This is a genomic window from Streptomyces sp. NPDC056161, from assembly GCF_042268025.1.
Taxonomy (GTDB): Bacteria; Actinomycetota; Actinomycetes; order Streptomycetales; family Streptomycetaceae; genus Streptomyces.
This window is the reverse complement of record NZ_JBHJUV010000020.1, coordinates 143270-169586: the sequence shown is the minus strand read 5'-3', so window position 1 is coordinate 169586 and position 26317 is coordinate 143270. Positions and strand designations below refer to the sequence as shown.

At 71.7% G+C, this 26317-nt stretch carries 23 protein-coding genes; 17 read left to right on the top strand and 6 right to left on the bottom strand.

All coding sequences use genetic code 11. The features are described 5' to 3' along the window. Nucleotides 1-102 precede the first annotated feature (102 nt). The 8 genes from ACFC09_RS20580 to ACFC09_RS20545 all read left to right on the top strand — a co-directional run bounded on the left by ACFC09_RS20580 (nt 103) and on the right by ACFC09_RS20545 (nt 7155). Nucleotides 103-747, top strand: coding sequence for an HAD family hydrolase (locus ACFC09_RS20580; RefSeq protein WP_376530171.1), 645 nt, complete (start codon nt 103-105; stop codon nt 745-747). A gap of 100 nt (nt 748-847) precedes the next feature. Then, the gene (locus ACFC09_RS20575; protein ID WP_376530169.1) at nt 848-2065 is read left to right on the top strand and encodes an MFS transporter; all 1218 of its coding nucleotides are present in this window, start codon (nt 848-850) and stop codon (nt 2063-2065) included. Then, nucleotides 2016-3188 carry an acetoin utilization protein AcuC gene (locus tag ACFC09_RS20570; RefSeq protein WP_376530166.1) on the top strand — a complete coding sequence of 391 codons (1173 nt, stop codon included), beginning with the start codon at nt 2016-2018 and terminating at the stop codon, nt 3186-3188. Before ACFC09_RS20575 ends, ACFC09_RS20570 begins: the two co-directional genes overlap by 50 nt. A 258-nt stretch (nt 3189-3446) precedes the next feature. Continuing rightward, nucleotides 3447-4262, top strand: coding sequence for a phosphatase (locus tag ACFC09_RS20565; RefSeq protein WP_376530163.1), 816 nt, complete (start codon nt 3447-3449; stop codon nt 4260-4262). Nucleotides 4263-4391: 129 nt separating this feature from the next. Beyond that, complete coding sequence (locus ACFC09_RS20560; RefSeq protein ID WP_067299677.1) at nt 4392-4601, top strand: helix-turn-helix domain-containing protein; 210 nt, start codon at nt 4392-4394, stop codon at nt 4599-4601. 132 nt (nt 4602-4733) lie between these two features. Beyond that, nucleotides 4734-4832: a 30S ribosomal protein bS22 gene (locus tag ACFC09_RS20555; protein ID WP_003948845.1), complete on the top strand. Its 99-nt coding sequence runs from the start codon at nt 4734-4736 to the stop codon at nt 4830-4832. 190 nt (nt 4833-5022) lie between these two features. Continuing rightward, nucleotides 5023-6084, top strand: coding sequence for an NAD-dependent epimerase/dehydratase family protein (locus ACFC09_RS20550; protein WP_376530160.1), 1062 nt, complete (start codon nt 5023-5025; stop codon nt 6082-6084). Nucleotides 6085-6108: 24 nt separating this feature from the next. Beyond that, nucleotides 6109-7155 carry a lysophospholipid acyltransferase family protein gene (locus ACFC09_RS20545; protein WP_376530158.1) on the top strand — a complete coding sequence of 349 codons (1047 nt, stop codon included), beginning with the start codon at nt 6109-6111 and terminating at the stop codon, nt 7153-7155. Between the two features lie 66 nt (nt 7156-7221). On the opposite strand, the gene ACFC09_RS20540 is transcribed toward ACFC09_RS20545, so the two are convergent. The 3 genes from ACFC09_RS20540 to ACFC09_RS20530 form a co-directional block, all read right to left on the bottom strand. Next, nucleotides 7222-8439: a DUF5667 domain-containing protein gene (locus ACFC09_RS20540; protein ID WP_376530155.1), complete on the bottom strand. Its 1218-nt coding sequence runs from the start codon at nt 8437-8439 to the stop codon at nt 7222-7224. A 247-nt stretch (nt 8440-8686) separates the two neighbouring features. Beyond that, nucleotides 8687-9520, bottom strand: coding sequence for an ECF subfamily RNA polymerase sigma factor, BldN family (locus ACFC09_RS20535; protein ID WP_376530153.1), 834 nt, complete (start codon nt 9518-9520; stop codon nt 8687-8689). Between the two features lie 577 nt (nt 9521-10097). Continuing rightward, nucleotides 10098-11072, bottom strand: coding sequence for an HAD family hydrolase (locus tag ACFC09_RS20530; RefSeq protein WP_376530150.1), 975 nt, complete (start codon nt 11070-11072; stop codon nt 10098-10100). Nucleotides 11073-11201: 129 nt separating this feature from the next. Between ACFC09_RS20530 and ACFC09_RS20525 the strand changes: the two genes are divergently transcribed. From ACFC09_RS20525 to hemB, 7 genes are all read left to right on the top strand, one after another. Continuing rightward, nucleotides 11202-11564: a glutaredoxin family protein gene (locus ACFC09_RS20525; RefSeq protein ID WP_376530148.1), complete on the top strand. Its 363-nt coding sequence runs from the start codon at nt 11202-11204 to the stop codon at nt 11562-11564. A 280-nt stretch (nt 11565-11844) separates the two neighbouring features. After that, complete coding sequence (locus ACFC09_RS20520) at nt 11845-12606, top strand: redox-sensing transcriptional repressor Rex (protein WP_376530146.1); 762 nt, start codon at nt 11845-11847, stop codon at nt 12604-12606. Beyond that, nucleotides 12603-14375 (top strand): glutamyl-tRNA reductase, encoded by a 1773-nt coding sequence (locus ACFC09_RS20515; RefSeq protein WP_376530143.1) that lies wholly within the window; start codon nt 12603-12605, stop codon nt 14373-14375. The genes ACFC09_RS20520 and ACFC09_RS20515 overlap by 4 nt, the downstream gene beginning before the upstream one ends. After that, nucleotides 14372-15334 (top strand): hydroxymethylbilane synthase, encoded by a 963-nt coding sequence (hemC, locus tag ACFC09_RS20510; RefSeq protein WP_376530140.1) that lies wholly within the window; start codon nt 14372-14374, stop codon nt 15332-15334. The genes ACFC09_RS20515 and hemC overlap by 4 nt, the downstream gene beginning before the upstream one ends. Then, nucleotides 15331-17040, top strand: coding sequence for a uroporphyrinogen-III synthase (locus ACFC09_RS20505; RefSeq protein WP_376530138.1), 1710 nt, complete (start codon nt 15331-15333; stop codon nt 17038-17040). Before hemC ends, ACFC09_RS20505 begins: the two co-directional genes overlap by 4 nt. Before the next feature lie 268 nt (nt 17041-17308). Beyond that, nucleotides 17309-18244, top strand: coding sequence for a class A beta-lactamase (gene bla / locus ACFC09_RS20500; protein ID WP_376530136.1), 936 nt, complete (start codon nt 17309-17311; stop codon nt 18242-18244). A 105-nt stretch (nt 18245-18349) separates the two neighbouring features. After that, complete coding sequence (gene hemB, locus ACFC09_RS20495) at nt 18350-19342, top strand: porphobilinogen synthase (protein WP_376530133.1); 993 nt, start codon at nt 18350-18352, stop codon at nt 19340-19342. A 183-nt stretch (nt 19343-19525) separates the two neighbouring features. Here the strand turns inward: hemB and ACFC09_RS20490 are convergent, their stop codons facing one another. Beyond that, nucleotides 19526-20341, bottom strand: a complete 816-nt coding sequence (locus tag ACFC09_RS20490; RefSeq protein WP_376530130.1) for a DUF4232 domain-containing protein — start codon at nt 20339-20341, stop codon at nt 19526-19528. 214 nt (nt 20342-20555) lie between these two features. Here ACFC09_RS20490 and ACFC09_RS20485 point away from each other — a divergent pair, with 214 nt between their 5' ends. Beyond that, nucleotides 20556-22154, top strand: coding sequence for a helix-turn-helix domain-containing protein (locus tag ACFC09_RS20485; RefSeq protein WP_376530127.1), 1599 nt, complete (start codon nt 20556-20558; stop codon nt 22152-22154). A 254-nt stretch (nt 22155-22408) separates the two neighbouring features. On the opposite strand, the gene ACFC09_RS20480 is transcribed toward ACFC09_RS20485, so the two are convergent. Next, the gene (locus ACFC09_RS20480) at nt 22409-23278 is read right to left on the bottom strand and encodes a DUF4253 domain-containing protein (protein ID WP_376530124.1); all 870 of its coding nucleotides are present in this window, start codon (nt 23276-23278) and stop codon (nt 22409-22411) included. A 164-nt stretch (nt 23279-23442) separates the two neighbouring features. Here ACFC09_RS20480 and ACFC09_RS20475 point away from each other — a divergent pair, with 164 nt between their 5' ends. Next, on the top strand, nt 23443-24390 hold the full coding sequence (locus ACFC09_RS20475; protein WP_376530122.1) for a hypothetical protein: 948 nt from the start codon (nt 23443-23445) through the stop codon (nt 24388-24390). Nucleotides 24391-24530: 140 nt separating this feature from the next. Here ACFC09_RS20475 and argS read toward each other — a convergent pair whose 3' ends face one another. Continuing rightward, entirely contained in the window at nt 24531-26297 is a 1767-nt protein-coding gene (gene argS, locus ACFC09_RS20470; protein ID WP_376530119.1) for an arginine--tRNA ligase, read from the bottom strand. Nucleotides 26298-26317: the final 20 nt, after the last annotated feature.

Sequence of the window (26317 nt, the reverse complement as noted above, 5' to 3'; positions counted from 1 at the left end):
CTGCAGGGGGGACCCTGTGGGAGAGTAGGACGCCGCCGAACTAATTGTGGGGAATCCCCCGTGCTCTTGGGCACGGGGGATTTCTGCGTTTAGGGTCGGAGCATGCGCTACGACCTGGTCATCTTCGACAACGACGGTGTGCTCGTGGACAGCGAGCCCATTTCCAACCGGCTGCTCGCGGACTATCTCACCGAACTGGGGCATCCGACCTCCTACGAGGACTCGCTGCGGGACTACATGGGCGCCGCCATGCATCGCGTACACGATCTGGTGGCGGAACGGACCGGACAGCGGCTGCCGGACGACTTCGACGACACCTTCCACGCGCGCGTGTTCGCCGCGTTCGAGCGGGAGTTGAAGCCGATAGGCGGTGCCGTCGGTGTGCTGGAGAAGCTGGCCGCGGACGGAGTGCCGTACTGTGTGGCGTCCTCCGGGAGCCACGAACGGATCCGGGTGGGGCACCGGACGACGGGACTCGACCGGTGGTTCGAGGAAGCGCGGATCTTCAGCGCGCAGGACGTCGGACGCGGCAAGCCGGCGCCGGACCTGTTCCTGTACGCGGCCGAGCGGATGGGGGTCGCTCCCGGGCGGTGCGTCGTCGTGGAGGACAGCCCGCTGGGCGTGCAGGCGGCCGTCGCGGCCGGGATGGACGTGTACGGATTCACCGCCATGACACCTCCGGAGCGGCTCACCGGCGCCGATCGACTCTTCTCCGACATGGGGGAGTTGCTGGATCTGCTGGTCTGATCCCGGGGGCGGCTCCCGTCGGCCTCGCCGGCAAAGGTGAGGGAAATTCAGCTTTGGTGGGATCTACCCACCGGTACCGCAGGGCCTTACCCTCGCGGCCATGACAGATGTGCTGCGACGCGGCAGGGCTTCGTTGGCGTTCGGCTTCTTCGCCCAGGGCGTCGCGTTCGCCCTGCTCGTCACGCGCATCCCGGCCATGCAGGACCGTTACGGCGTCTCCGACGCGTTATTGCCCGTCTTCCTGGCGGCCGTACCGATCCTCGCCGGAGTCGGCAGCGTCAGCACCGAGCATCTGGTGAAGCGAATACGGCCAAGTCGGCTGCTGCGCTGGTCGCAGCCCGTGGTGCTGCTCGCGCTGCTCGGGGTGGGGGCCGGTGACCGGCTGGTCGTGCTGATGGTGGCGCTGGCGGCGTTCGGACTGGCCGTCGGCGCCCTGGACGCCTCGATGAACATGCTCGGGGTGAGCCTGCAACGGGCGTACGGGCGGAGCATCATGCTCAGCTTCCATGCCGTGTACAGCCTGGGTGGGATGATCGGGGCCTCGCTGGCCTGGGTGGGGGCGCACTGGGAGTTGGCGCTGTGGGTGTCGTACCTGCCGGTCGTGGTGGTGCTGTTGCCGGCGGTTCTGGTGGGGAGCCGGTGGTATGTGGACGGTGAGCCGACGCCTGCGGCGGACGGTCAGGGGGGAGCGGGCGGCGGGAGTGTCGTCTTCCGGATGCTGCTTCCGCTGTGCCTGGTGATGACCTTCGCGTACATCGGGGACTCGACCGTCTCCAACTGGAGCGCGAAGTACCTGAAGGATGTGCTGGGCAGTTCGGAGCAGCTGTCGACCGTTCCGTACAACGTGTACATGGTGACCACGTTGGCGGGGCGGGCCATCGGGGACTTCGGGGTGCGGCGGTTCGGGGCCGTGGCGGTGGTGCGGGTGGGGTCGTTGCTGGCGGCGGCCGGGTTCGCGGTGGTGTCGGTGGCGCCGGGCGCGTGGGTCGGGATGCTCGGGTTCACGCTGCTGGGGCTGGGTCTGTGCGTGTTGGTGCCGCAGACGTTCGCGGCGGCAGGCCGGCTGTTCCCGGGGGCCTCGGACGCGGCTGTCGCGCGGCTCAACATCTTCAACTACGTGGGTTTTCTGATCGGTTCGCCGTTGGTGGGGGTGCTCGGCGACGCCTGGAGCTATCGCGGGGCGATGCTCGTGCCGATGGTGTTGGTTTTGGTGACGCTCGTGTACGCCAGGTCGTTCGAGGCCGGATCGGACCGATACGGTGGCGAGCATGAGCGGCCGCACACAGCTGATGTGGGACGAGGCAGTAACGGGCTATGACTTCGGCGCGGGCCACCCGATGGACCCGGTCCGGCTGGCGTTGACGCGGAGGCTGGTCGGCGCCTTCGGGCTCGATCGCGAGGTGGACGTCGTCGCGGCGCAGCCGGCGGGGGACTCGACGCTGCGGCTGGTCCACCGGGAGGACTACATCGAGGCGGTGAAGGCCGCCTCGGCCGATCCCGCGTCCGCGGACGGTTCGTACGGCCTGGGGACCTTGGACGATCCCGCGTTCGCCGGCATGCACGAGGCGTCGGCGCTGATCGCCGGACAGTCGGTGGCGGCCGCGGAGGCGGTGTGGCGCGGGGACGCGCCGCACGCGGTGAACTTCACGGGCGGGCTGCATCACGCGATGCCCGGGGGTGCCTCCGGGTTCTGCATCTACAACGACGCCGCGCTGGCGATCGCGCGCCTGCTGGAGATGGGCGCCGAACGCGTCGCGTACGTGGATGTCGACGTGCACCACGGGGACGGGGTGCAGGCGGCGTTCTGGGAGGATCCGCGGGTTCTGACGATCTCGCTGCACGAACATCCCCGGACGTTGTTCCCGCAGACCGGGTGGCCGGAGGAGACCGGGGCGGAGACGGCCGCGGGGTCCGCCGTGAATCTGCCGCTGCCGGCCGGGACCGGGGACGAGGGCTGGTTGCGGGCGTTCCACGCGGTGGTGCCGGAACTGATCGCCGACTTCCGGCCCGAGGTCCTGGTGACGCAGCACGGCGCCGATACGCACTTCGAGGATCCGCTGGCGCATCTGGCCGTCTCGTTGGACGCGCAGCGGGCGGTGCAGGTGGCGTGCCATGAACTGGCGCACGCGCACACGGGTGGGAAGTGGATCGCGCTCGGCGGGGGCGGGTACGACGTGGTGGGTGTCGTGCCGCGGTCGTGGACGCATCTCGTGGGGATCGCGGCGGAGCGGCCGGTGGAGCCGGAGACGTTGATTCCCGAGGAGTGGCGGCAGGAGGTGTTCGCCCGTACGCGGCAGTTGGGGCCGATGCGGATGACGGACGGGCGCTGGCCCGTGTCGTGGGCCCACTGGGAGCAGGGGTACGACCCGGCCGACCGTCTGGACCAGGCCGTACTGGCGACGCGGCGGGCGGTGTTCCCGATGCGGGGGATGCTGGCCTGACGGGTCGTCGAGCGCTCTGCTTGGTGGGTGTGGTGGGTGTGGTGGGTGTGGTGGATCGGGTGGGTCGGGTGGGTCGGGTGACGTCTGCGGGTGGGGTGTGGCTGGGCGCGCAGTTCCCCGCGCTCCTGACGGGGCGCTGTGGTGCGGGTGTGGCGCCGTCCCTCCGGGGCCGGGGGTGCCGGCTCGGCGTTGGGCCATGCGTGGGGTCTTGGGGGGAATGCGTTCCGGTGGGGGGTGCGGTCCGTCAGGATCACATGAGTGTTGAGCACCGGAGTCCTCCGCGCGCATCTGCTGGCCGCCCGCCTGGCCGGGCCGGTGGCCACCTCGCGGGAGGCGAGCCTGCGCAGTTATCGGCTGTTCGCCGCTCGTGATCCCCGCGCGCTGATCGGGATCGATCCCGAACTTTCCTGGGGACAACGGGATTTGATCGAACTGATGGCGCAAAGATGTGGGGTTTCGGCGGATCCTCAGCACACATCCGGTCATGATGTGATTGACCCGGAGCTGACGCTGGCCGCGCTCGACGCCTTCGCGGAGCGCATCGGGGTGGTGGCCCGGCATGGTGCCCCCGTGCTGATCGGCACCGGGCACCCGCACCGCCTGCTCGGCTTCTACGCCGCCCTGGCGGACGCGCTCTCGGCGGCGGGATGTGACGTCCTCACCCCCGCGCAGGGTCACTGTGTCGACATAACGACCCGGTTCGGACTACGCACGTACAACCTTGATTACGTACGGGGAGTCGCGCTGGTCCGTGATCCCGGAGCGGAACGCCCCGGTTGTGAGCCCGGCGCGCACACGCACTCCCCCCTGCCGGTTCGGACCGTGCTGGCCGCCGCCGCGGAGGCCGGCGGGCCGCTGCCGGAGCTGGTGATCGGGGACCACGGCTGGGTCTGCGGAGCAGGTCAACTGGGGTTCGAGGCCATGGGGCTGGCCGACACCGACGACCCCGCGCTGTTCGTGGGTGAGGCGGAGGGGCGCGTGTCCGTCGTCGTTCCACTTGATGACGCTGTGCGGTCTGCTTACTACCGTCCGCTTACCCGCTACGTACTCAATCGAGCGTGTCTGTCACGGTAGGCCGCCGATGGGTGCACCTCTTCCCCACTCGCATCACCCGCATCTAGTCTGGGGAGTGAGCACGCAGCGACGAAGAGTCACCGGAAGGGGAAGCCGGTGGCCGTCGAGTGCGGAAGGTTCAGGTGTGTCATGGCTGCTGGCGAGAGGCCTCTGAACGAGGTCGTATTCCTGACCGTGGCGGAAGTCGCTGCGGTGATGCGAGTGTCGAAGATGACCGTGTACCGGCTGGTGCACAGTGGTCATCTGCCCGCGATCCGGGTGGGGCGGTCCTTCCGCGTCCCGGAGCAAGCGGTACACGAGTACCTCCGCGAGAGCTACGTGGGGGTCGAAACGGCCTGACGACGGCCCCGGGTGACCGCCCGGAGCACCTCGATTACGACCTCAGCCCTCGGGCGGGTAGGCTAGCCCCTTGTAGGTCGTATGGGCCCATGGCGCCCAGCACCGAGTGATGAGAAGTGAGCGAGGGTAGTCGTGGGCTCTGTTATCAAGAAGCGGCGTAAGCGGATGGCGAAGAAGAAGCACCGCAAGCTGCTCAAGCGCACGCGTGTTCAGCGTCGTAACAAGAAGTAGGGTTCGACGCGAGCCGCGAGAGCTGTGAATGTGGCCCCCCATCCGGAGTGATGCGGGGCCACAGGCATGTTCCGACCGGGGAATGACTGGGAAATTTCGGTCACCTCCTGCACCGGGTGGCCATGGCAGCGCCACGTCCACCCGCTAAGTTGGCTCGAACAGAGGGACATGCGGAAGGAAGGCGCTGATCTTGGGCAAGGTCGTGCTCGTGACCGGCGTGGCCCGGCAGCTGGGCGGTCGTTTCGTGCGGCGGATCCAGCGTGACCCCGAGGTGGACCGGGTGGTCGCCGTCGACGCGGTGCCGCCCGAGCACCACCTCGGCGGGGCCGACTTCATCCAGGCCGACATCCGGCAGCCCGGCATCGCGCGCGTCCTCGCCGAGACGGCCGCCGACACGGTCGTGCATCTGGACGTGACCGGCATGGCGCTGGGCAGCGGCAGCCGGGCCACGGTCAAGGAGACCAACGTCATCGGCACCATGCAGCTCCTCGGCGCCTGCCAGAAGTCACCGGCCGTGCGGCGGCTGGTCGTCAAGTCCAGTACGAACGTGTACGGGTCGGCCTCCCGTGACCCCGCCGTGTTCACCGAGACCACCCCGCCCAAGTCGCTGCCCAGCGGAGGCTTCGCCAAGGACACGGTGGAGGTCGAGGGGTACGTACGGGGCTTCGCGCGGCGGCGGCCCGACGTGGCCGTGTGCGTGCTGCGGTTCGCGAACATCCTGGGCCCGACCGCCGACACGCCGCTGGCCGCGTACTTCTCGCTGCCGGTGCTGCCGACCGTGTTCGGCTACGATCCGCGGTTGCAGTTCGTGCACGAGGACGATGTGATCGAGGTGCTGCGGATCGCGGCGCACGAACCGGCCCGGTCCACGCTCAACAGCGGGACCTTCAACATCGCCGGTGACGGCGTGCTGCTGCTCTCGCAGTGTTCCCGGCGGCTGGGACGGCCCACCGTGCCGCTGCTGCTGCCCGCGGTCACCTGGACCGGCTCCCTGGTGCGTACGCTGGGTATGACGGACTTCTCCCCCGAGCAGATCCGGCTGCTCACCCACGGCCGGGTCGTGTCGACGGTGCAGATGCGCGAGACCCTCGGCTTCCGGCCGAAGCACACGACCGCGGAGACCTTCGCGGACTTCGCCGGCAGCCGCGGACCCGGTCTGCTGCCGCCCCAGGCCCTGGCCGGGGCCGTCGACCGGATCGCCGCGCTGACCCTGCGGGGCAGCGGCCACAACCCGACGCAGAGCGCCGATTAGCGCCGATCGAGGAGCGCAGCAATCATGGCGGACGCCAAGGTCATTCCGTTCGACGACGACCGCTCCCGCGGCTCCGCCGGGTCGCGGCCCGCGCGGCGCCGGGGCACCGCGGCCCGGCGCTCGGGCGAGCCCGCGGCGGTGGGCGAGGTCCAGGCCCTCCCGGGACGGCCGACGGCGCAGGATGATGTTCCCGTGACCCAGGAGGAACAGCCGCAACAGCAGCCGCGGAGCCGCGGCCTGGACCAGCGCGTCGCGGGCGGCCTGGCCTTCCTGCGCCGCCGGCTGACCGGGGACTACGACGTCGACGACTTCGGCTACGACGAGGAACTGACCGACCAGCTCCTGATGTCGCTGCTGCGCCCGGTGTACGAGAAGTACTTCCGGGTCGAGGTGAAGGGCATCGAGAACATCCCGGCCGAGGGCGGTGCGCTGATCGTCGCCAACCACTCCGGGACGCTGCCGCTGGACGGGCTGATGATGCAGGTCGCCGTGCACGACCACCATCCGGCCGGGCGGCACCTGCGGCTGCTCGCGGCCGACCTGGTCTTCGCGCTGCCACTGGTCAACGAACTCGCCCGCAAACTCGGCCACACCCTGGCCTGCGCGGAGGACGCCGAGCGGCTGCTCGGGGCCGGTGAGCTGGTCGGGGTGATGCCGGAGGGCTTCAAGGGCATCGGCAAGCCGTTCGGCGAGCGCTACAAGCTCCAGCGGTTCGGGCGGGGCGGCTTCGTCTCCACGGCGCTGCGCACGGGTACGCCGATCGTGCCCTGTTCGGTCGTCGGGGCCGAGGAGATCTATCCGATGATCGGCAATGCCAGGACCCTGGCGCGGCTGCTGGGCATTCCGTACTTCCCGCTGACGCCCACCTTCCCGTGGCTGGGTCCGCTGGGCGCGGTTCCGCTGCCGACGAAGTGGACGATCCAGTTCGGCGAGCCGATCCCGACGGACGGCTATCCGCCGGAGGCCGCGGACGATCCGATGCTGATGTTCAACCTGACGGACCAGGTCCGCGAACAGATCCAGCACACGCTGTACAAGCTGCTGGTGCAGCGGCGGTCGGTGTTCTTCTAGCCGCGTGGCCGGGCAGCACGACGGTGGGGCCCTCCCGGGAGGGCCCCACCGTCGTGTCCGTACCGCCTAGTTCAAGTCGTCGCTGTCGATGCCCAGGCCGGGCAGCAGGCCCGGCAGCAGCGGCGGGAGCGTCACGTCCGGCTTGCTGGTGGGGCTCTTGCTGGTCGGCGGGGAGGCGCTGCCGCTGCTCTTCGGCGGGTCGAACAGGCCGCCCGTGGTGCCTCCGAGCAGTCCGTCCTGTGTGCTGCCGGTGGTCTGGTCGCTCGGGCTGCTGCTGGAGCCGCGGCCGGCGGAGGGACGGCTGCCGGCGGAGGGCGTGGACGAGCGGTGCGTGCCGGCGGAGTGCTCGGACGAGGAGCCGGAACCCTGACGCGACCCTTCGCCGGTCCGGGTCGGGGACTGCGGGAGCAGGGACTGGAGCGGCCCGACCTCTTCGTCTATGGCGTCGAACACCGACGAGACCTGGTCGCTGACGTCCCCGAGCTGGACCGGGAGCCTGTCGCGCAGCGCGCCCCACATCTCACGGTGGGAACGCGAGAAGGTGGACAGGGCCTGGATGGGGCCCAGTGAGTTCGGATCGCGCTCGTACGCCTCGTGCAGCAGGCGGTGGCCCTCGGTGACGTCGTGCTGCATGCCCGACAGGGTGCGGCGGATCTCGCCGATGGACTCGTGGTCGAGCCGGCCGCTCCGGTCCCGTTCGAGCAGCCGCCGGGCCTCGCTCAGCCGGGTCGATGCCTGGTCGAGATAGGTCTGGCCGCGCTCGTCGTTCCCGTCGCTGAGGTAGTTCAGCTTGAACTCCTCGATGCCCCGCTTCAGGCCGTACAGCGAATCGCCGGGCAGCGCGTCGGAGCTGGCGGCGGCGACGCCGCCGAAGGCCCCGGCGGCCACTCCGACGCTGAGTCCACCCGCGGCCAGCCCCTTGGACAGCCGGGAACGCGGCCGCAACTTGCCCAGTGGACTCGCCCGGTGCGCCCCCTTGGCCCGGTGCCCCCGCTGCTGGGGCACCGAAGGATCAGCCGCCCCGGGCACGGTGCCCTCTTGCAGCATGGCCTCCATGGCGGCCACGAGCTGGGCCCGATGGACGGCCTTGACCTCCGGGTCGAGCTGCGGCCTGGGCAGTGCGCCGAGATCTGCGGCGAGGGTCAACAACTCGCCCTGCTCCGGCCGTTCGGCTGCCGGGGCGGGTGCCTCGGGCTGCTCGGCCGCCGTGTCCCGGGCGGACTGCTCCTCCAGGGCCTGGGCGAAGGCGTTCGCCCGCCGGTGTGCCGATACGTTCGCGATCACTGGCGGCACCTCCTCTCGTCATGACGGTCGACTCCCCAGGGGGTCCTGAGGGTTGCACGTCCATGACCGCTTCCACACGATCAGGTGATCAGGGTCGGCCAGGACGTGACCACAGGGAGCCTGTATCCCGCACAACGAATGGCGCGGCACTTGGGTTACGGACGACGGATGATCGGCTGGGAAAGTCAACGCACCTTCACGGAGGGTGAGTTGGCCGCCGCGTACCGTGGCGGCGGCCGACCGGGCGTCAGCGTGCGTCGTCCGGCAGCAGCCGGGCGAGGGTGCGTACGGCCCGGTACTGGAGGGTCTTGATGGCGCCCTCGTTCTTGCCCATCACCCGGGCCGTCTCGGCGACGGAGAGACCCTGGAGGAAGCGGAGGGTCACGCACTCCTGCTGCTGGGGGTTGAGCCGCCGTACGGCGTCGAGCAGGGCCGCGTTGGAGAGGGACTCCAGGACGGAGTCCTCGGGGGAGCGCTCGACCTCGTTGGCGTCGAGCATCTCACCGGTGGTGACCTCCAGCCGGAAACGGCTGGACTTGAAGTGGTCGGCGACCAGGTTGCGGGCGATGGTGACCAGCCAGGCGCCGAAGTCGCGGCCCTGCCAGGTGAAGGTGCCGATGCGGCGCAGGGCGCGCAGGAAGGTCTCGCTGGTGAGGTCCTCGGCGGTCGCCTTGCCGCCGACCCGGTAGTAGATGTACCGGTACACGGTGTCGCTGTACTGGTCGTACAGACGCCCGAAGGCGTCGGCCTCACCGGCCTGGGCGCGCTCGACGAGGTCCATCATCCGGGCGCTGTCGCTGTCCGCGGCCGGTCGGCGGGCGGTGGCCGCGCCGGCCGTGCGCCCCCGTCTGCCGGCCGCCCGGCCGTCACCCGAGCGCCGCCCTTCGACGACGGCGCTGCGCGCCGGGCCCTGCTCGATGCCGTCGGCGAGTGCGTAGCACGGGCCTACGGGGGCGGCGGTGGCGAAGGCGGGTACGGCGTACGCGGTGGGGACGAAGCCGCGCAACAGTTCTTGGACCGTCGCGACCGTTGCGCGCAGCGTAGCCAGGCCCGAGGCGTCAACCCCGACGTGTGGGTACACGGGACTCCCAGAGGCAGAGCTTCCATCACGTGCAGTGCGGGACCTTTCACCCGTCGTAGCGACGGAGGGGTACCGGTATGCGTCTGAGGAGAATAACGCTTCGTGCAGGCACTGCTACGCCCAGTTGCTCAAATCATCGATTACGTCGCTTCTGTAACCGATTGACGACCCACCAAGTATCGACGAGTGACCGTTTGTTGATCAGAAGGGTGCGTGTTTCGGCGGAGTGGGGGGCGTGTTGGACAGCGTGCGGCATCATGCGGGCGCCGGGTCCGGCGGCCGGGTCGCAGGGGTTGCCGATACCGTCCGTGTCCGCCGGCGCGGCCCGCGCGTGTCGTCGCGGTGGACGGCCGGGTCGGCGGCGCCAACCGGTGCCGGTGGATACCGGTGAATGCCGATGGACGTCGATGGATGGCGACGGATGCCGGTGGATGTCGATGGATGCCGACATATGTCGGCGGATGCCGGTGGTGTCGCTCCAGTTTGTGGCGGCGTTCTCGTCGCGTGTCGTCATCGACGGTGACCGGTCGGCGTCCGGGGTCGGTCGCCGAGGTCCTTGCCCGGGGGTCTCCCGCCGCTACCGCCGGCGCCGGTGCAGCGCGATGGCCGCCGCCGTGCCGCCCGCGACCGCGCCCACGCCCGCCGCCGCCGGGATGCCGACCTTCGCCGCCTTGCGGCCGGTGCGGTAGTCCCGCAGGCGCCAGTCCTTCTCGCGGGCGTGCTTGCGCAGCTTGCTGTCCGGGTTGATCGCGTAGGGGTGGCCGACCAGCGACAGCATCGGGATGTCGTTGTGCGAGTCGCTGTAGGCGGCGCACCGGGCGAGGTCCAGGCCCTCCACCGCGGCCAGCGCCCGGACCGCCTCCGCCTTGGCCGGGCCGTGCAGCGGCTCGCCGACCAGCTTGCCGGTGTAGATCCCGTCGACCGACTCGGCGACCGTGCCGAGCGCGCCGGTCAGGCCGAGCCTGCGGGCGATGACCGTGGCGATCTCCACCGGTGCCGCCGTGACCAGCCACACCCGCTGGCCCGCGTCCAGGTGGGCCTGGGCCAGTGCCCGGGTGCCCGGCCAGATGCGCTCGGCCATGTATTCGTCGTAGATCTCCTCGCCGATCGACTGGAGCTCGGCGACGCGGTGGCCCTTCACGATCGACAGCGCGGAGTCGCGGGCGTCCTGCATGTGCTCCGGGTCCTCGACGCCGGCCAGCCGGAACCACGCCTGCTGCCAGGCGAACTTGGCGAGGTCGCGGGTCTCGAAGAACTTCCGCTTGTACAGCCCCCGGCCGAAGTGGAACAGCGCGGCGCCCTGCATCACGGTGTTGTCCAGGTCGAAGAAGGCCGCCGCCTTGTCGTCGCCGAGCACGGGGAACTCGGGTTCCTCCGCGGCAGTGTTCCGGGCGTTCTGGATGTCTTGGGCGTCTTGGGCGTCTTGGGCGCCTTGGACGTCCTGGGGGTCCTGCGAGGACTTGCGCGCTGCCTCTGCCGAAGCCTCGCCTGCCAACACGCTCCGCGCGGTGGCGGAGCGCCTACGGGGAGTGAGCCATCCGAGAGCGGCCATGGCGTGAGCATAGCCAGTTTGTTCGGTGCTTCCGGAGCCAAGAGGATGGCACGGTGTGAACTCTCCGCGACCGACCCGTTAAAGAAACGACGCGGGAGCCTGTCCCGGGGTGAGCGCGGGCGCGCGAGAATGGCCGGTATGAGTCCCCTCTTCCGCAGGAAGCCACCCTCCCCCGAGACCTCCGCGCCGCCCGGACGAAGGGGCGCCCCGGGCGTGCTCCCCGCCTCGTCCGGACGGGACGGATCCGCGGCGCGGGACCGGCGCGTCACCCTGATCCGCAAGCCCGGGTGCCATCTGTGCGACGACGCGCAGACCGTGATCGAGCGGGTGTGCGCCGACCTCGGCGTGCCGTGGGAACTGCGGGACATCACCGAGGACCCGCGCCTGCACGACCAGTACTGGGAGCAGATCCCCGTCGTCCTCGTCGACGGGGAGCAGCACACCTTCTGGCGGGTGAACGAGGGGCGGCTGCGGGCGGAACTGACCGGCTAGTCCAAGTGGCTCCGAAAGTCGCCTAGGATCGACCGGGTTCGGTCTCGGGGGCGGGATTCTTCAAGGAGTGTGTGCGATTTTGCCCCCATCGCGGGAAGAACGTCGATGCAGGTCCGCCGGTTCCATAGGACGGTGCCGGGGGCGCGTGACCCCGGTCACGTTGGGTGGACAAATTGGACACAATCTTTGTGCACGCGTTCACAAAGACATAGCCTGCTATCGACGGGGCGGTCCGGGAACGTATGGCCGCCCGCAGCCCCGCGCTACCCGCAGGAGCACCGTGGCAACTGGCCGAACTCACCGACCGGCGACCCGAAGCCGAGGGATTCCCGAGGCCACCGTCGCCAGGCTTCCGCTGTACCTCCGCGCCCTGACGGCGCTGTCCGAGCGTTCGGTACCCACGGTCTCCTCGGAGGAACTGGCCGCCGCCGCGGGGGTCAACTCCGCCAAGCTGCGCAAGGACTTCTCCTACCTCGGCTCCTACGGGACCCGGGGCGTCGGGTACGACGTCGAATACCTCGTCTACCAGATCTCCCGCGAACTCGGTCTGACCCAGGACTGGCCGGTCGTGATCGTCGGTATCGGTAATCTCGGCGCCGCGCTGGCCAATTACGGCGGGTTCGCCTCGCGCGGGTTCCGGGTCGCCGCGCTCATCGACGCCGATCCGGCGATGGCGGGCAAGCCCGTCGCGGGCATGCCCGTCCAGCACTCCGACGAGCTTGAGAAGATCATCGAGGACAACGGCGTGTCGATCGGTGTGATCGCCACCCCCGCGGGTGCCGCGCAGCAGGTCTGCGAGCGCCTGGTCGCCGCCGGTGTCACCTCCATCCTGAACTTCGCGCCGACCGTGCTGTCCGTCCCGGACGGTGTGGACGTGCGCAAGGTCGACCTCTCCATCGAGTTGCAGATCCTCGCCTTCCACGAGCAGCGCAAGGCCGGTGAGGAGCCCTCTCCCGACGGTGCCGCCCCGGCCGCCGCCGCCCGCAAGGAGACCACCGACCAGGGGCCCGACGGGGACGTACCCGCCGTGATGCCGGCATGAGCCTCCTGGTCGTCGGACTGAGCCACCGCAGCTCCCCGGTCAGCGTCCTGGAACGGGCCGCGCTCACCGCGGACGCCCAGGTCAAGCTGGTCCAGGACACGGTCGCCGCGGAACCGGCCGCCGAGGCCGCGGTCCTGGCCACCTGCAACCGGATCGAGCTGTACGCGGACGTGGACAAGTTCCACGCCGGTGTCGCCGAGCTGTCCACGCTGCTCACCCGGCACAGCGGGGTGGGCCTGGACGAGCTGACCCCCCACCTCTACGTGCACTACGAGGACCGGGCCGTCCACCACCTCTTCTCGGTGGCCTGCGGGCTGGACTCGATGGTCGTCGGCGAGGGCCAGATCCTCGGCCAGATCAAGGACTCGCTGGCCAGGGCGCAGGAGCTGCACACCGCGGGCCGGCTGCTGAACGACCTGTTCCAGCAGGCGCTCAGGGTCGGCAAGCGCGCCCACTCCGAGACCGGCATCGACCGCGCCGGGCAGTCCCTGGTCAGCTTCGGCCTGGAGCAACTGGCCCTGGGCACGGACGTGCCGACCTGGGCCCGCGGGAAGAAGGCGCTGGTCATCGGCGCGGGCTCGATGTCCTCGCTGGCCGCGGCCACGCTCGCGCGGGCCGGTGTCGCCGAGGTCGTCGTCGCCAACCGCACCGTCGCGCGCGCCGAGCGCCTCGCGCAGATCCTCGCCGCGGCGGGTGACACGGACGTGGTCGCCCGCGCGGTACCGATGGACGCGGTGCCGGCCGAGCTGGCACGGGCCGACATCGCTGTCTCCTGTACCGGCGCGACCGGACTCGTCCTGACCGCGGAGGCGGTCTCCGCCGCCGTCGAGGGCCGTGTCGCGGGCGGCCCGGACGCGCCCCGCACCGAGTCCGCCGCCGACGTCCGTACGGCCGCCGCCGCGGCTGCCACCGGCGTGACCGCCCCGGTTGAACAGGCCGGACCGGCCGGGCCGCAGGACGGCACCGACCGCGACGACGAGAACTGCCCGCTCGACCTGGCCGCCATGCCGGGCACCGCCGCCTTCTCCGTACTGGGCGAGGCGGCCGTGGCCGGCATGGCGGCGGCCGAGCTGGAGCAGCACGCGGTCTGGGTCGACAAGGGCGACACCGCCGGGCGCGCGCCGCGACGGCCGGGCGGCGAGGACGACGCGGCCGACGACGCCGACGCCATCGCCGCGCTGGCCGCCACCGTCGCGGTGACCGGGCGCGTCCCCGAGCGCCGGGGACCCGAACCGGTGCCCGCGATCCCGCGTCCGGCACCGGCCCTGTATGTTCTCGACCTCGCCATGCCCCGCGACGTCGACGCCGCGGTGCACCGGCTGGCCGGAGCGCGGCTGGTGGACATCGAGTCGCTGGCCGAGGCGTCCGCCGACGCTCCGATGGCGGCCGACGTCGAAGAGGTCCGGCGGATCGTCTCCGACGAGGTCGCCGCCTTCGGGGCGGCGCAGCGGGCCGCGCACATCACGCCCACTGTGGTCGCCCTGCGTACGATGGCCGCCGACGTCGTCGCGGGTGAGATCGCCCGGCTCGACGGGCGCCTGCCCGACCTGGACGAACGCCAGCGCGGCGAGATCAGGCAGGCCGTGCACCGGGTGGTCGACAAGCTGTTGCACGCGCCGACCGTACGGATCAAGCAGCTCGCGGCCGAACCCGGTGGCGCCGGGTATGCCGACGCGCTGCGGACCCTGTTCGACCTCGACCCCGAGACGGTGGCCGCCGTCTCCCGGGCCGGTGGCGGCGCCGACGAGAAGAACCGAGGGCCGGCATGAGCAAGACAGCGGCGCTGCGGCTCGGGACCAGGCGGAGCAGACTCGCCCTGGCCCAGTCGGGTCAGGTGGCGCAGACCGTGCGCCGGATCACCGGGCGCCCCGTGGACCTGGTCGAGATCACCACGTACGGCGACACCTCGCGCGAGCACCTGGCGCAGATCGGCGGCACGGGGGTGTTCGTGACCGCGCTGCGCGAGGCGGTGCACCGGGGCGAGGTGGACTTCGCCGTGCACTCGCTGAAGGACCTGCCGACGGCACAGCCCGCCGGCCTGGTGCTGGCCGCCGTGCCCGCGCGCGAGGACCCGCGCGACGTGATCGTCGCCCGGGACGCGCTGAAATTCACCGACCTGCCCCGCGGGGCGCGCATCGGCACCGGCTCGCCGCGCCGCATGGCCCAGTTGAACGGGTACGCGCGCGTCCACGGGCTGGACATCGAGACGGTCCCGATACGGGGCAACGTCGACACCCGCATCGGATACGTGCGGGCCGGCGAGCTGGACGCGGTCGTGCTGGCCGCGGCCGGCCTGAGCCGCCTCGGCCGCATCGACGAGGTGACCGACTTCCTGTCGGTCGACACGGTTCTGCCCGCCCCCGGCCAGGGGGCCCTGGCGATCGAGTGTGCCGCGGACGACGCGGACCTGATCGCCGTGCTCGGCGGACTCGACGACCCGCGCACGCGGGCCGCCGTCACCGCCGAACGTTCACTGCTCGCCGCCCTGGAGGCCGGCTGCAGCGCCCCGGTGGGCGCTTTGGCCGACCTTCTGGCCGACGGGCAGATTGTCAAGGAAATGCGCCTGCGGGGCGTCGTCGGCACGCCCGACGGATCCCGCATGGTGCAGCTGTCCACCACCGGTCCCGTGCCCGAGACCAACGACCAGGCAATGGCGCTCGGTCGCGAACTCGCCACCGAGATGCTTGCCCAGGGCGCGGCCGGTCTGATGGGGGAGCGAGCACATTGAGCCCCACCACCCTTCCCGCCGCCGGCCCTGAACACGGTCACGTCACCTTCCTGGGTGCCGGACCCGGGGATCCGGGACTGCTGACTCTGCGCGCCGTGGAGGCGCTGGCGAACGCGGACGTACTCGTCGTCGAGCACGATGTGCTGGACGTGGTCCGTACCCACGCCAGACAGGGCGTCGCCGTCCTGCGCGTCGACGCGGACCCCTCCGCCGACACGCGGCCCGGTCCGGGCACGTCCCAACGGGCGGTCGTCGACGGTGTGTCGACAGCCGCTGCGGTCCCGCCGACGCGGGATGCCGCTCATCTTGTCATGGAGGCCGCGCGGGGCGGCAGGCGGGTCGTCCGTGCGGTGTCCGGGGACCCCGGGCTCGACACGTACGCCGCCGAGGAGATGCTGGCGTGCGCCGCCGCCGGGGTGCCCTTCGAGGTGGTCCCCGGTGTCGCGGCGGCGGTCGGCGTGCCCGCGTACGCGGGGGTTCCGCTGCGGGACGCGCAGGGCGCGGACGTCCGGTTCGTGGACGCCCGGACCGCCTCGGACCGGTGCTGGACCGAGGTGGGCGCCTCGGACGGCACGGTCGTCGTCTCCGCCTCGCTGGACTCGGTCGCCGCGGCGGCCGGTGAACTGGTGGCCGCGGGCCGCAAGCCGGACACCCCGATGACGGTGACGGTCGCCGGTACGACGACCCGGCAGCGCACCTGGACCGCGACCCTCGGCACCGTCGCGCAGACCCTGAAGCAGTCGAAGGCGCTGCCGTCACCGGACGGCGGCCGGCCGGTGATAGCCGTGGTCGGCGAGCGTTCCGCCGCCGCCCAGCGCGACCAGTTGTCCTGGTTCGAGTCCAAGCCGCTGTTCGGCTGGAAGGTCCTCGTGCCGCGGACGAAGGAGCAGGCGGCGTCGCTCTCCGACCAACTGCGCTCGTACGGGGCCGTACCGCACGAGGTGCCGACGATCGCCGTCGAGCCGCCGCGGACGCCCCAGCAGATGGAGCGGGCCGTGAAGGGCCTGGTGACCGGGCGGTACGAGTGGATCGCCTTCACCTCCGTCAACGCGGTCAAGGCGGTGCGGGAGAAGTTCGAGGAGTACGGGCTCGACGCGCGGGCCTTCGCGGGGATCAAGGTCGCCGCGGTCGGCGAGCAGACGGCGAAGGCGCTGGTCGCCTTCGGTGTGAAGCCGGACCTGATGCCGAGCGGCGAGCAGTCGGCCGCGGGTCTCCTGGAGGACTGGCCGCCGTACGACCCCGTCTTCGACCCGATCGACCGGGTCTTCCTGCCCCGGGCCGACATCGCGACGGAGACCCTGGTGGCCGGGCTCATCGAGCTGGGCTGGGAGGTCGACGACGTCACCGCCTACCGGACCGTGCGGGCCTCGCCGCCGCCGGCGGAGACCCGGGAGGCGATCAAGGGGGGTGGCTTCGACGCCGTTCTCTTCACGTCGTCCTCCACGGTGCGCAATCTGGTGGGTATCGCGGGCAAGCCGCACAACGTGACCGTGATCGCGTGCATCGGTCCGGCCACGGCGAAGACCGCCGAGGAGCACGGGCTGCGGGTGGACGTGATGGCCCCGGAGCCGTCCGTGCACCGGCTGGCGGAGGCGCTGGCGGACTTCGGGACGAAGCGGCGGGCGGCGGCGCTGGAGTCCGGGGATCCGGTGACGCGGCCCAGCGAGCGCCGTCCGGGGGCACGCAGGCGCCGCAACTCCGGCTGACGGCCGCGCGGCTCGGGCACGGTTCGCCGTATGACGTCGGCAGTCGGTCGGCGTGATACGGCGAACCGTTTCTTTGTGGCACGGGGGTTGGGGCTGGGGGCTTGGGGGCTTGGGGGGTGGGGCTCGGAGTCCGGAGTCCGGAGTCCGGAGCGGTCAGGTGGCCGCGCCGCCCGCCGGGAACGTATGAGCGGACCGCGGCGGAACTGCATGATCCGTACAAGCGTCTCCATCTGGGAAAGGTGTGACACCAGATGGAAGGCAGTCAGTCTTGAGTGACGCGAAATCACGCCTGTCCCGTCGCGCGGCGCTGGCGCTCGGAGTCGGCGCGGGACTGGCCGCGGCCGTGCCCGCGACCGCGAGCGCGGCGGAGAGCGGTACGTCACCGCGCCGGAAATCGGGCCAGGAGGAAGTCCTGCGGCAACTGGCGGACCTCGAACGGAACCATTCCGCCCGGCTCGGGGTGTTCGCCCGGAACACCGCCACCGGGCGGACGGTGCTCTACCGGGCGGACGAACTCTTCCCGATCTGCTCGACGGCCAAGACCCCGGCCGTCGCGGCGGTCCTGCGGGACCTCGACCGCGACGGCGAGTTCCTCGCCCGACGCATCCGCTACACCGAGCAGGACACCACGGACTCGGGCTACGCCCCCGTCACGGGCCTGCCGGAGAACCTCGCGAACGGCATGACCGTCTCCGCCCTGTGCGCCGCGGCCATCGACTACAGCGACAACGCCGCGATGAACCTCCTGCTGCGCGAGTTGGGCGGCCCGACCGCGGTCACCCGTTTCTGCCGCTCCATCGGGGACCGGACGACCAGGCTCGACCGGTTCGAGCCCGAGCTGAACTCGGCCGAGCCGTGGCGGGTGACCGACACCAGCAGCCCGCACGCCATCGGGGAGACCAACGCCCGGCTCGTCCTCGGCGACGCGCTCGACCGCGCGGACCGTGAGCGGCTGACCGACTGGATGCTGGCCAACACGACCAGCGGCCAGCGTTTCCGCAAGGGCCTGCCCGCCGACTGGACGCTGGCCGACAAGACCGGCACCGGCGAGTACGGCACCACCAACGACGTGGGCATCGCCTGGACGCCGAAGCGGCAACCGGTGGTGCTGGCCGTGCTGTCCACCCAGCCGGAGGCCGACGCGGTCGCCGACGAACCGCTGGTCGCCGAGACCGCCGCGCTGCTCGCCGCCGCGCTCGGCTGACGGAAGCAGTACCGGCACGCCTCCCGCGCGGACCCGCCGCCGGGGGCGCGGCGGCCGACTGCGCGTCGGCAAAAGGGGTGCCGGGGCGGGCGTAGCGTAGCTGTCATGACGAAGTACGGATCCTTCCCCGGTACCCGTCCCCGGCGCCTGCGCACCACCCCCGCCATGCGCCGCATGGTCGCCGAGACCCGGCTGCACCCGGCGGACTTCATCCTGCCCGCGTTCGTGCGGGAGGGCGTCAGTGAGCCGGTGCCGATCGCGGCCATGCCCGGTGTCGTGCAGCACACCCGGGACAGTCTGAAGAAGGCCGCCGTGCAGGCGGTCGAGGCGGGGATCTCCGGGATCATGCTGTTCGGGGTGCCGGAGGAGGCCAAGAAGGACGCCGTCGGGAGCGCGGGGACCGACCCGGACGGGATCCTCCAGGTCGCGATCCGGGACGTGCGGGCCGAGGTCGGCGACGAGCTGCTCGTCATGTCGGACCTGTGCCTGGACGAGACCACCGACCACGGGCACTGCGGGGTGCTCGACGCCCAGGGCCGTGTCGACAACGACGCCACCCTTGAGCGGTACGCCGAGATGGCTCAGGTGCAGGCCGACGCCGGCGCCCATGTGGTGGGGCCCAGCGGGATGATGGACGGCCAGATCGGTGTCGTCAGGGACGCGCTGGACCAGATCGGGCGGGAGGACGTGGCCGTGCTCGCCTACACCGCCAAGTACTCCTCGGCCTTCTACGGGCCGTTCCGGGAGGCCGTCGCCTCCTCGCTGACCGGTGACCGGAAGACGTACCAGCAGGATCCGGCCAACTGGCGTGAGTCGCTGCGGGAGCTGGCGCTCGACCTGGAGGAGGGGGCGGACCTGGTGATGGTGAAGCCCGCCGGGCCCTACCTCGACATCCTGGCCCGGGTCGCCGACGCCGTGGACGTGCCCGTCGTCGCCTACCAGATCTCCGGCGAGTACTCGATGATCGAGGCCGCCGCGGAGAAGGGCTGGGTCGACCGGGACCGGGCGATCACCGAGACGCTGACCGGCATCAAGCGGGCCGGGGCCCGCACCATCCTCACCTACTGGGCCACCGAGGTCGCGCAGCGCCTGCGCTGACGGTCCGCGCACGGGCCGGCGGCCGGAGACCGGACGCGCCCCGGGCCGCACCGGCGCCCGGCGTCCCGCATCGCCCGGCTCCCGCATCGCACGGCGTCCCGCATCGCACGGCGTCCCGATCGCCCGGTGTACGGCCGCCGGCGTGTCGTCCGGGGGCCGTACGGCCTGGCCGGCGACCGGTGTTCACCACTGGAGGGCGTCGCTCGCCTCCTGCTGCCAGAAGCTGACCTTCAGCGAACTGTCGTAGTACACGCCCTTGGCCGGCAGCGTCGCGAGCGCGGACGCGCCGCCACTGCTGTTGGGCGTCTTGCCCTGGAAGGCGACGGTGAGCTTGTGGCCGGTCGTGCCGCCGTCGCCCTCGGGGGACTCCAGCATGACGCCCGCGTATCCGGACTCACCCGGCGCGAGGGTCACCACGGCCTGCGGCTGGGTCTTCTTCTCCCCCTGCGGCGCCCACTGCATCTCGTCGAAGCGGAGCACGGGGTAGTACGTCAGGTCGCAGTACTTCGAGCCGGTGTTCTTGACCGTGATGAGCATGTGGTTGAGGGGGCGGGACACCGGCTCGGCGGTGACCCGGGTGTTGGAGCCGTTGCACAGGACGCGGTTCTCCGGGTCCCACGGGTCCGAGGCGCTGCCCGAACCGGACGAACCAGACGAAGCCGCCGAACCAGACGACGCGGCCGAGCCGGAGGCCGAACCGGAGTCGGAGCCGGACGACTTGCCCGAACCGGAGTTGCCGCTCTGCTGGGAGGTGCCGGTGCCGGTGCCGGTGCCGGTGCCGGCGGTGGCCGACTTGACGGCATCGCCGGTCTTCTGCTCCGGCGGCGTCGAGTGGTCGGTGGAGCCGGCCGGGGTGGAGGCGGAGAACGACGCCCCCTCGTCCCGTGTACCGGTGCCGTCGTTGCACGCCGTGAGCGCGAGGGCGGCGACCGCGACGCCGGTCGCGGCGAGCAGCCGGGTGCGGGAGCGGGCGGAGCGGGCGACACGGAAGGCGCGCATGTCTGCATCCTTTGCGGGAGACGGAGACCGGGGCGCCGCTCGACCGGGTGCCGGGAGCGGCTGTGGACACGGCCACAGCCTGTGCGATGATCCGTCCCGACCACCACACACGACGGCCGATCAGGGACACTGGAACGGCTGCACCAGCTCTGACCTGAGGAAACGACCCATTCCTGGAACGGTGGGATGGGATACCGGGGGATGGAGGACACTCGTGTCGGACGGCACGTACGGATCCGATTTCGCGGAACTCCTGCGCACACTGAAGGACCGCTCGCGGCTCAGCTACGGGGTGCTGGCGAAGCGGCTCCACGTGAGCACGTCGACGCTGCACCGGTACTGCAACGGGGACGCCGTACCGACGGACTACGGTCCGATCGAGCGTCTGGCCCGGCTGTGCAAGGCCACGCCCGAGGAACTGGTCGAACTGCACCGGCGGTGGGTGCTGGCGGACGCGACACGGGGGAAGAAGACGGCGGCGTCGACGGGGACCGAGCCGGCCCCGGGGGAGACCGCCCCGGTCCCGGCGCGGGAGGCGCGGACCGCCTCGGGCACGGCGGAGAACCCCGCGGCGGACGCGGAGGCTCCGGTGGCGGACGCGGAGGCTCCGGTGGCGGACGCGGAGACCCCCGCGGGGGACTCGGAGGCTCGTTCGGGAGAAGCAGGACCTCCTGAGGGAGAGGCGCGGGCCCGCGCGGAGGACGCGGCGGGCGGTCCGGCGGATACCCGGGCCGTCCCGGCGGGCGCGGCGTACCCGGCTTCGCGCCCGGACACCGCGGCGACCGGTCCGGGCGCCGCGGCACCCGGTACGGACGCCGTCCCGTTCGCCGCCGACACGGTGGCGAACGACGTCCTGGGCGCTCCCGGGGACCTCACCGCCCCCGGCCGGCCCACTCCGCCCGACCGGCCCCGCCACTCCCGCCGCACCGCCGTGCTCGCCGGTGTCGCCGTGGCCGCGGTGCTCGGGGTCGTGGCGCTGACCCTGAATCTGGCGTCCGGCGGCAAGCAGGGCGACGACGGCCGCAGCCCCGTCGGGGCCGCCGCGCCCGACGACGTCTCCGCACCGGCGACCGGGGTCTCGCCCTCGTCCTCGGCCTCCGCCTCGAAGCGGGCCGAGCCCGGGGCGAAGACGTCGCCGTCCGCCACGGGCTCCGCGACCCCCAGCCGGACCGGCGACGCGCCCGCCGGCGGCGACGGGACGAACACCGGGCCGCTCCTCACCGTGAACACCAAGCCGTTCACCTGGGAAGACCCCTGCTCCCAGCACTATTTGATCGACCGGCCCCCGACGGAGATCGGTCCGCCGCCGGTGGAGCAGGACGCGCCGGCCTGGGTGGCGGCGTACAAGGCGGTGTCGGCCGGGGAGCAGTTGCTGACGGTCACGGTGCAGGGCACCGGCGCGGACACGGTGGTCCTCGACGGGCTCCAGGTCCGGGTGGTCGGCAGGGACGCGCCGCTGGCCTGGAACGACTACGCCGTGGGCGTCGGCTGCGGCGGCAATGTGCCGACCCGCCCCTTCACCGTCGCCCTCGATGCCGCGCGGCCGGTCGTGGTGGCCGGGTCAGGGCAGCGGAACTTCCCGTTCAAGGTCAGCGAGTCGGACCCGGAGGTCTTCCGGATCACCGCGCAGGCGTCGGCGTACGACGTGACCTGGTACCTGGAGCTGGCCTGGTCCAGTGGCAACCGGAAGGGCACCCTGGTCATCGACGACCACGGGAAGCCGTTCCGGACCAGCGGCAACAACGGGCGTCCGGCGTACGACTTCCCGCTCGGCGGCGAGAAGTGGGAGAAGGCGCCGGTCAACTCCTCCTGAGCGGTGCCGGGTCCCGAAGGCCGTCCGGTCCACCGACCGGGCGGCCTTCCGCTTTCCCACCGCCCGGGTCCGTGCGGGCCCCGGGCCGCATGAGGCGCCGGGCCGCATGAGGCGCCGGGCCGCATGAGGCGCTGGGCCGCACGGGGCCCGGGGCGCACGGGGCCCGGGGCGCACGGGGCCCGGGGCGCACGGGGCGCCGTGGGTTCAGCCCCGGTGGGGGCCCGGTGGGGGCCCGGGGTCCGGGCGAGGTCCTGTCAGTCCCACCAGAAGGACCAGACGCGTTCTCCGACCAGCTCCTGCGCGTAGGCGCTCAGGCCGGCCGGGCCGTCCTGGGTGATGTTGTCCGGGCAGAAGGCGAAGTGCTCGGCCGCCAGTGCCTCGGCGTCGGCCCGGTCGGCGGGCGGTGCGGCCACGGAGACGACCAGTGAGTCGAAGCCGAGGGCGACCACGCGTATGCCGAAGCGGTCCTCCCACGACCGCAGGACCGCACAGAGCCGGGCCACGTCGTCCTCGTGGTTGACCGGGCCGGACCAGCCGATGGCGGCGGGGATGTCGGCGGAACGGCGGGCCGGGACGAGGGCCAGATGCGGATCCTTGAACCCGGCGGGGGCCCGACCGCCCGCGTCGGCACCGCTCAGGAGATCGGCGACCTGGGCGGCACAGGTGCCGGGTTCGACGGTGAGCGACCCGGCGGGGGCGAACCCGGGCCAGTCCGCCGCGGCGGACGCGTGGCGCCGGTCCGGCCCGGAGCCGTCCCCGTCCGCCGCGCCGTCCTCGCCCTCGGCCTCCCACGGCCCCGCGTCCCAATGTTCAGCGAGCACGTCCTCGGCGTCGTGGTCGCCCGGGTACGAGGTGTGCGCCGGGGACAACTGCCAGTGCTCCGGCCCCCCTTGGGGGTTGCCCAGATCGAGGAGCACGGGCAGCAGGCCCACGCGGCCGGCCGGTGCGCCCAGCGCCGCCCAACTGCCCGGCGTCGCCGACTTCTCGGCGTGCCACAGCAGGGGCTCCGGCCACGGCCCGTCGTCCGTCTCGTCGATCAGCCTCCCGGGCGGGAGTTGCAGCCCGAGGGAACGCCCGCTCGGGTCGGCCGCCAGCTTGGGCAGCGGGTTGGGAAGAGTCGCCATGCGGGTGACTGTAGAGGCAGCCTCTGACAGAACGGCAGGAGCCTCGGCCGACGGGGCCCCCGCGGGCGGCGGCAGGAAATTCGAACGACGTTGTCAGTGGCGGCTGTTACAACGGTGGTGCGGGTGTCCAACAGGGGCATCCCACTCATGGAGGGGGTACATCTGTGCGTACACGCACAGGATGGCGACGCACCCTGGTCGGCGTACTGACGGGCCTGACCGCGACCTTCGGCCTCACCGCGGCTCTGACCGAGCCCGCGGCCGCGGCGACCGGGACTCCGGCGGCCGTCACCAAGTACAGCTACACCAGCGCGGCCGGGGACTACATCGGCCAGGGCCAGACCGCGTCGTACACACCCGGCACGGCGACGATCAACGCCGGGGGCACCGCCGCATACGTGCGCTTCCGGGTGCAGACCGACACCACCTGGTGGGACGTCGAACTGGCCGCTCCGCAGGGGGAGGAACTGCACCCGGGCGTCTACCGCAACGCCGAACGGGCGGCCTTCCGCACGGGCCGCGCGCCGGGCCTGGACGTCTCCGGCGACGGGCGCGGCTGCAACGAGGTCTACGGGCAGTTCTCGATCAACCAGATCGAGACCGACGACTCCGGCGCGATCACCGTGCTCGACGCCGGCTACACCCAGCACTGCGAAGGCGCCACGGCCCCGGCGCTCAAGGGTGTCGTCAAGTACCGGGCGTTCCCGTTGTCCTACGGCTACACCAGCGACTCCGGCGACTACATAGGCCAGGGGGCCGCCAAGAACTTCACCGGGTCCACCAGCACCTTCTCGCTCAGCGGTAACGCCGGCGGGGTCTCGTACAACGTCTCGGGCAACCGTGAGTACTGGACGGCACGGCTGAGCGCGCCCTCCGGCGAGCAGTTGGAAGCCGGCCGGACCTACCAGGCCGAGCGGTTCAACGGAGCCGGTGTCGCCGGCCTCGACGTGTACGGCAGCGGGCGCGGCTGCAACCAGGTGTCGGGCGAGTTCACCGTCACCAAGCTCGCGCTCGACACCGACGGCAGCGTCAAGGCGCTGGCGGCGACCTTCGTCCAGCACTGCGAGGGCGTCGACGCGGCGCTGCACGGCACGATCCACTACTACGCCTGACAACATCCTGCGCAGTTGACGGCGACCGCTCCGACGGCAACCACCACATCTGACGGTGGCGATGCCTGACGGTGGCGACGCGGTCCCGTACCCGGCGAGCGAGCCGGGTGCGGGACCGCGGGGTCGGATCGACCGGGGGGTCAGAGCCGCTCGGGCGTCCGGATGCCCAGCAGGCCCATGCCGCGATGCAGCGTGCGGGCCGTGAGGTCGACGAGGAACAGCCGGTTCTCCGTCTGCTCCGGGGTGTCGGCCTTCAGGACCGGGCACTGGTCGTAGAACGTCGTCAGCAGCGTGGCCAGGTGGTACAGGTACGAGGCCAGTTTGTGCGGCTCGTACCCGGCGGCCACCTCGCGGATCGTCTCGGCGAACTGGTCCAGGTGCAGGCCCAGTGCCCGCTCGGCCGGCGCCAGCGGCAGCTCCGGACGGGCGGTGGGCGAGGCCCCGCCGGCCTTGCGGAGGATCGACTGGACACGGGCGTACGCGTACTGGAGGTAGACGGACGTGTCGCCGTTCAGCGACACCATCTGGTCCAGGTCGAACTTGTAGTCCCGCACCGCCGACGTCGACAGGTCCGCGTACTTGACGGCGCCGATGCCCACGTACCGGCCGTTCTCGACGATCTCCTGCTCGGACAGGCCCACCTTCTCGGCCTTCTCCCGGACGACGGCCGTCGCACGCTCGGTCGCCTCGTCGAGCAGGTCCTCCAGCCTGACCGTCTCGCCCTCACGCGTCTTGAACGGCTTGCCGTCCTTGCCGAGGACCGTGCCGAAGGCCAGCTGCTGCGCCTTCACGTCCTCGTTCAGCCAGCCCGCCCGGCGGGCCGTCTCGAAGACCATCCGGAAGTGCAGCGACTGGCGGGCGTCGACCACGTACAGCAGCGTGTCCGCCTTCAGGTTGAAGACGCGGTCCCTGATCGCCGACAGGTCCGTCGCCGCGTAGCCGTAGCCGCCGTCGGACTTCTGCACGATCAGCGGGACCGGGTTGCCGTCCGGGCCCTTGATGTCCTCGAAGAAGACGCAGAGCGCGCCCTCGGAGCGGACCGCCACGCCAGACTCCTCCAGGAGGCGGCAGGTCTCGGCCAGCATGTCGTTGTAGCCGGACTCGCCGACGATGTCCGGGTCGCGGACCTCCATGTCCAGCTTCTCGAAGACGGAGAAGAAGTAGATCTTCGACTCGTCCACGAACTTCTGCCACGTGGCCAGCGTCTTCGGCTCGCCCGCCTGGAGGTCGACCACCCGGCGCCGGGCCCGCGTCTTGAACTCCGCGTCGGAGTCGAACAGCTTGCGCGCCGTCTTGTAGAGGCGGTCGAGGTTCGACATCGCCTCCTCACCGGTCACCTGGCCGGCCTTGTGGTCCAGCTCGTGCGGGTGCTCGTCCAGGTACTGGATGAGCATGCCGAACTGGGTGCCCCAGTCGCCGATGTGGTGCCGGCGGACCACGTTCTCGCCGGTGAACTCCAGGATCTGGACCACCGCGTCGCCGATGACGGCGGAGCGCAGGTGGCCGACGTGCATCTCCTTCGCCACGTTCGGCTGGGCGTAGTCGATCACCGTGGTGCCCGGGTGCTCGGCGTGGGGCACACCGAGGCGCTCGGTGTCCGCGTACCGCGCGGCCAGGTTCCGGGTGATCGCCCCGTCGGCGACCGTGATGTTCAGGAAGCCGGGTCCGGAGACCTCGACGTCCTCGATCACGTCACCGGTGGCGACCCGGGAGACGACCTGCGTCGCCAGCTCCCGGGGGTTCGCCTTGGCCTTCTTGGCGAGCGCCAGGATGCCGTTGGCCTGGAAGTCGGCCCGGTCGCTTCGTCGCAGCAGCGGGTCCGCGCCGGCGGCCTCGGGCAGGGTGGCCGAGAGGGCGGACGCGAGGTGCTGCTGGACGGAGTCGCTGAGGGACGTGACCGAGGCCATAGGAAGGGGTGCCGTTCTCC

Excerpts from the sequence above, each read along its gene's own strand:
- argS (WP_376530119.1), bottom strand. The coding sequence starts at position 26,297 with ATGGCCTCGGTCACGTCCCTCAGCGACTCCGTCCAGCAGCACCTCGCG.
- ACFC09_RS20560 (WP_067299677.1), top strand. The coding sequence starts at position 4,392 with ATGGCTGCTGGCGAGAGGCCTCTGAACGAGGTCGTATTCCTGACCGTG.
- hemC (WP_376530140.1), top strand. The coding sequence starts at position 14,372 with ATGAGCAAGACAGCGGCGCTGCGGCTCGGGACCAGGCGGAGCAGACTC.
- ACFC09_RS20575 (WP_376530169.1), top strand. The coding sequence starts at position 848 with ATGACAGATGTGCTGCGACGCGGCAGGGCTTCGTTGGCGTTCGGCTTC.
- ACFC09_RS20480 (WP_376530124.1), bottom strand. The coding sequence starts at position 23,278 with ATGGCGACTCTTCCCAACCCGCTGCCCAAGCTGGCGGCCGACCCGAGC.
- hemB (WP_376530133.1), top strand. The coding sequence starts at position 18,350 with ATGACGAAGTACGGATCCTTCCCCGGTACCCGTCCCCGGCGCCTGCGC.
- ACFC09_RS20525 (WP_376530148.1), top strand. The coding sequence starts at position 11,202 with ATGGCCGGTATGAGTCCCCTCTTCCGCAGGAAGCCACCCTCCCCCGAG.
- ACFC09_RS20570 (WP_376530166.1), top strand. The coding sequence starts at position 2,016 with ATGAGCGGCCGCACACAGCTGATGTGGGACGAGGCAGTAACGGGCTAT.
- ACFC09_RS20530 (WP_376530150.1), bottom strand. The coding sequence starts at position 11,072 with ATGGCCGCTCTCGGATGGCTCACTCCCCGTAGGCGCTCCGCCACCGCG.
- ACFC09_RS20545 (WP_376530158.1), top strand. The coding sequence starts at position 6,109 with ATGGCGGACGCCAAGGTCATTCCGTTCGACGACGACCGCTCCCGCGGC.
- ACFC09_RS20580 (WP_376530171.1), top strand. The coding sequence starts at position 103 with ATGCGCTACGACCTGGTCATCTTCGACAACGACGGTGTGCTCGTGGAC.
- ACFC09_RS20490 (WP_376530130.1), bottom strand. The coding sequence starts at position 20,341 with ATGCGCGCCTTCCGTGTCGCCCGCTCCGCCCGCTCCCGCACCCGGCTG.
- ACFC09_RS20515 (WP_376530143.1), top strand. The coding sequence starts at position 12,603 with ATGAGCCTCCTGGTCGTCGGACTGAGCCACCGCAGCTCCCCGGTCAGC.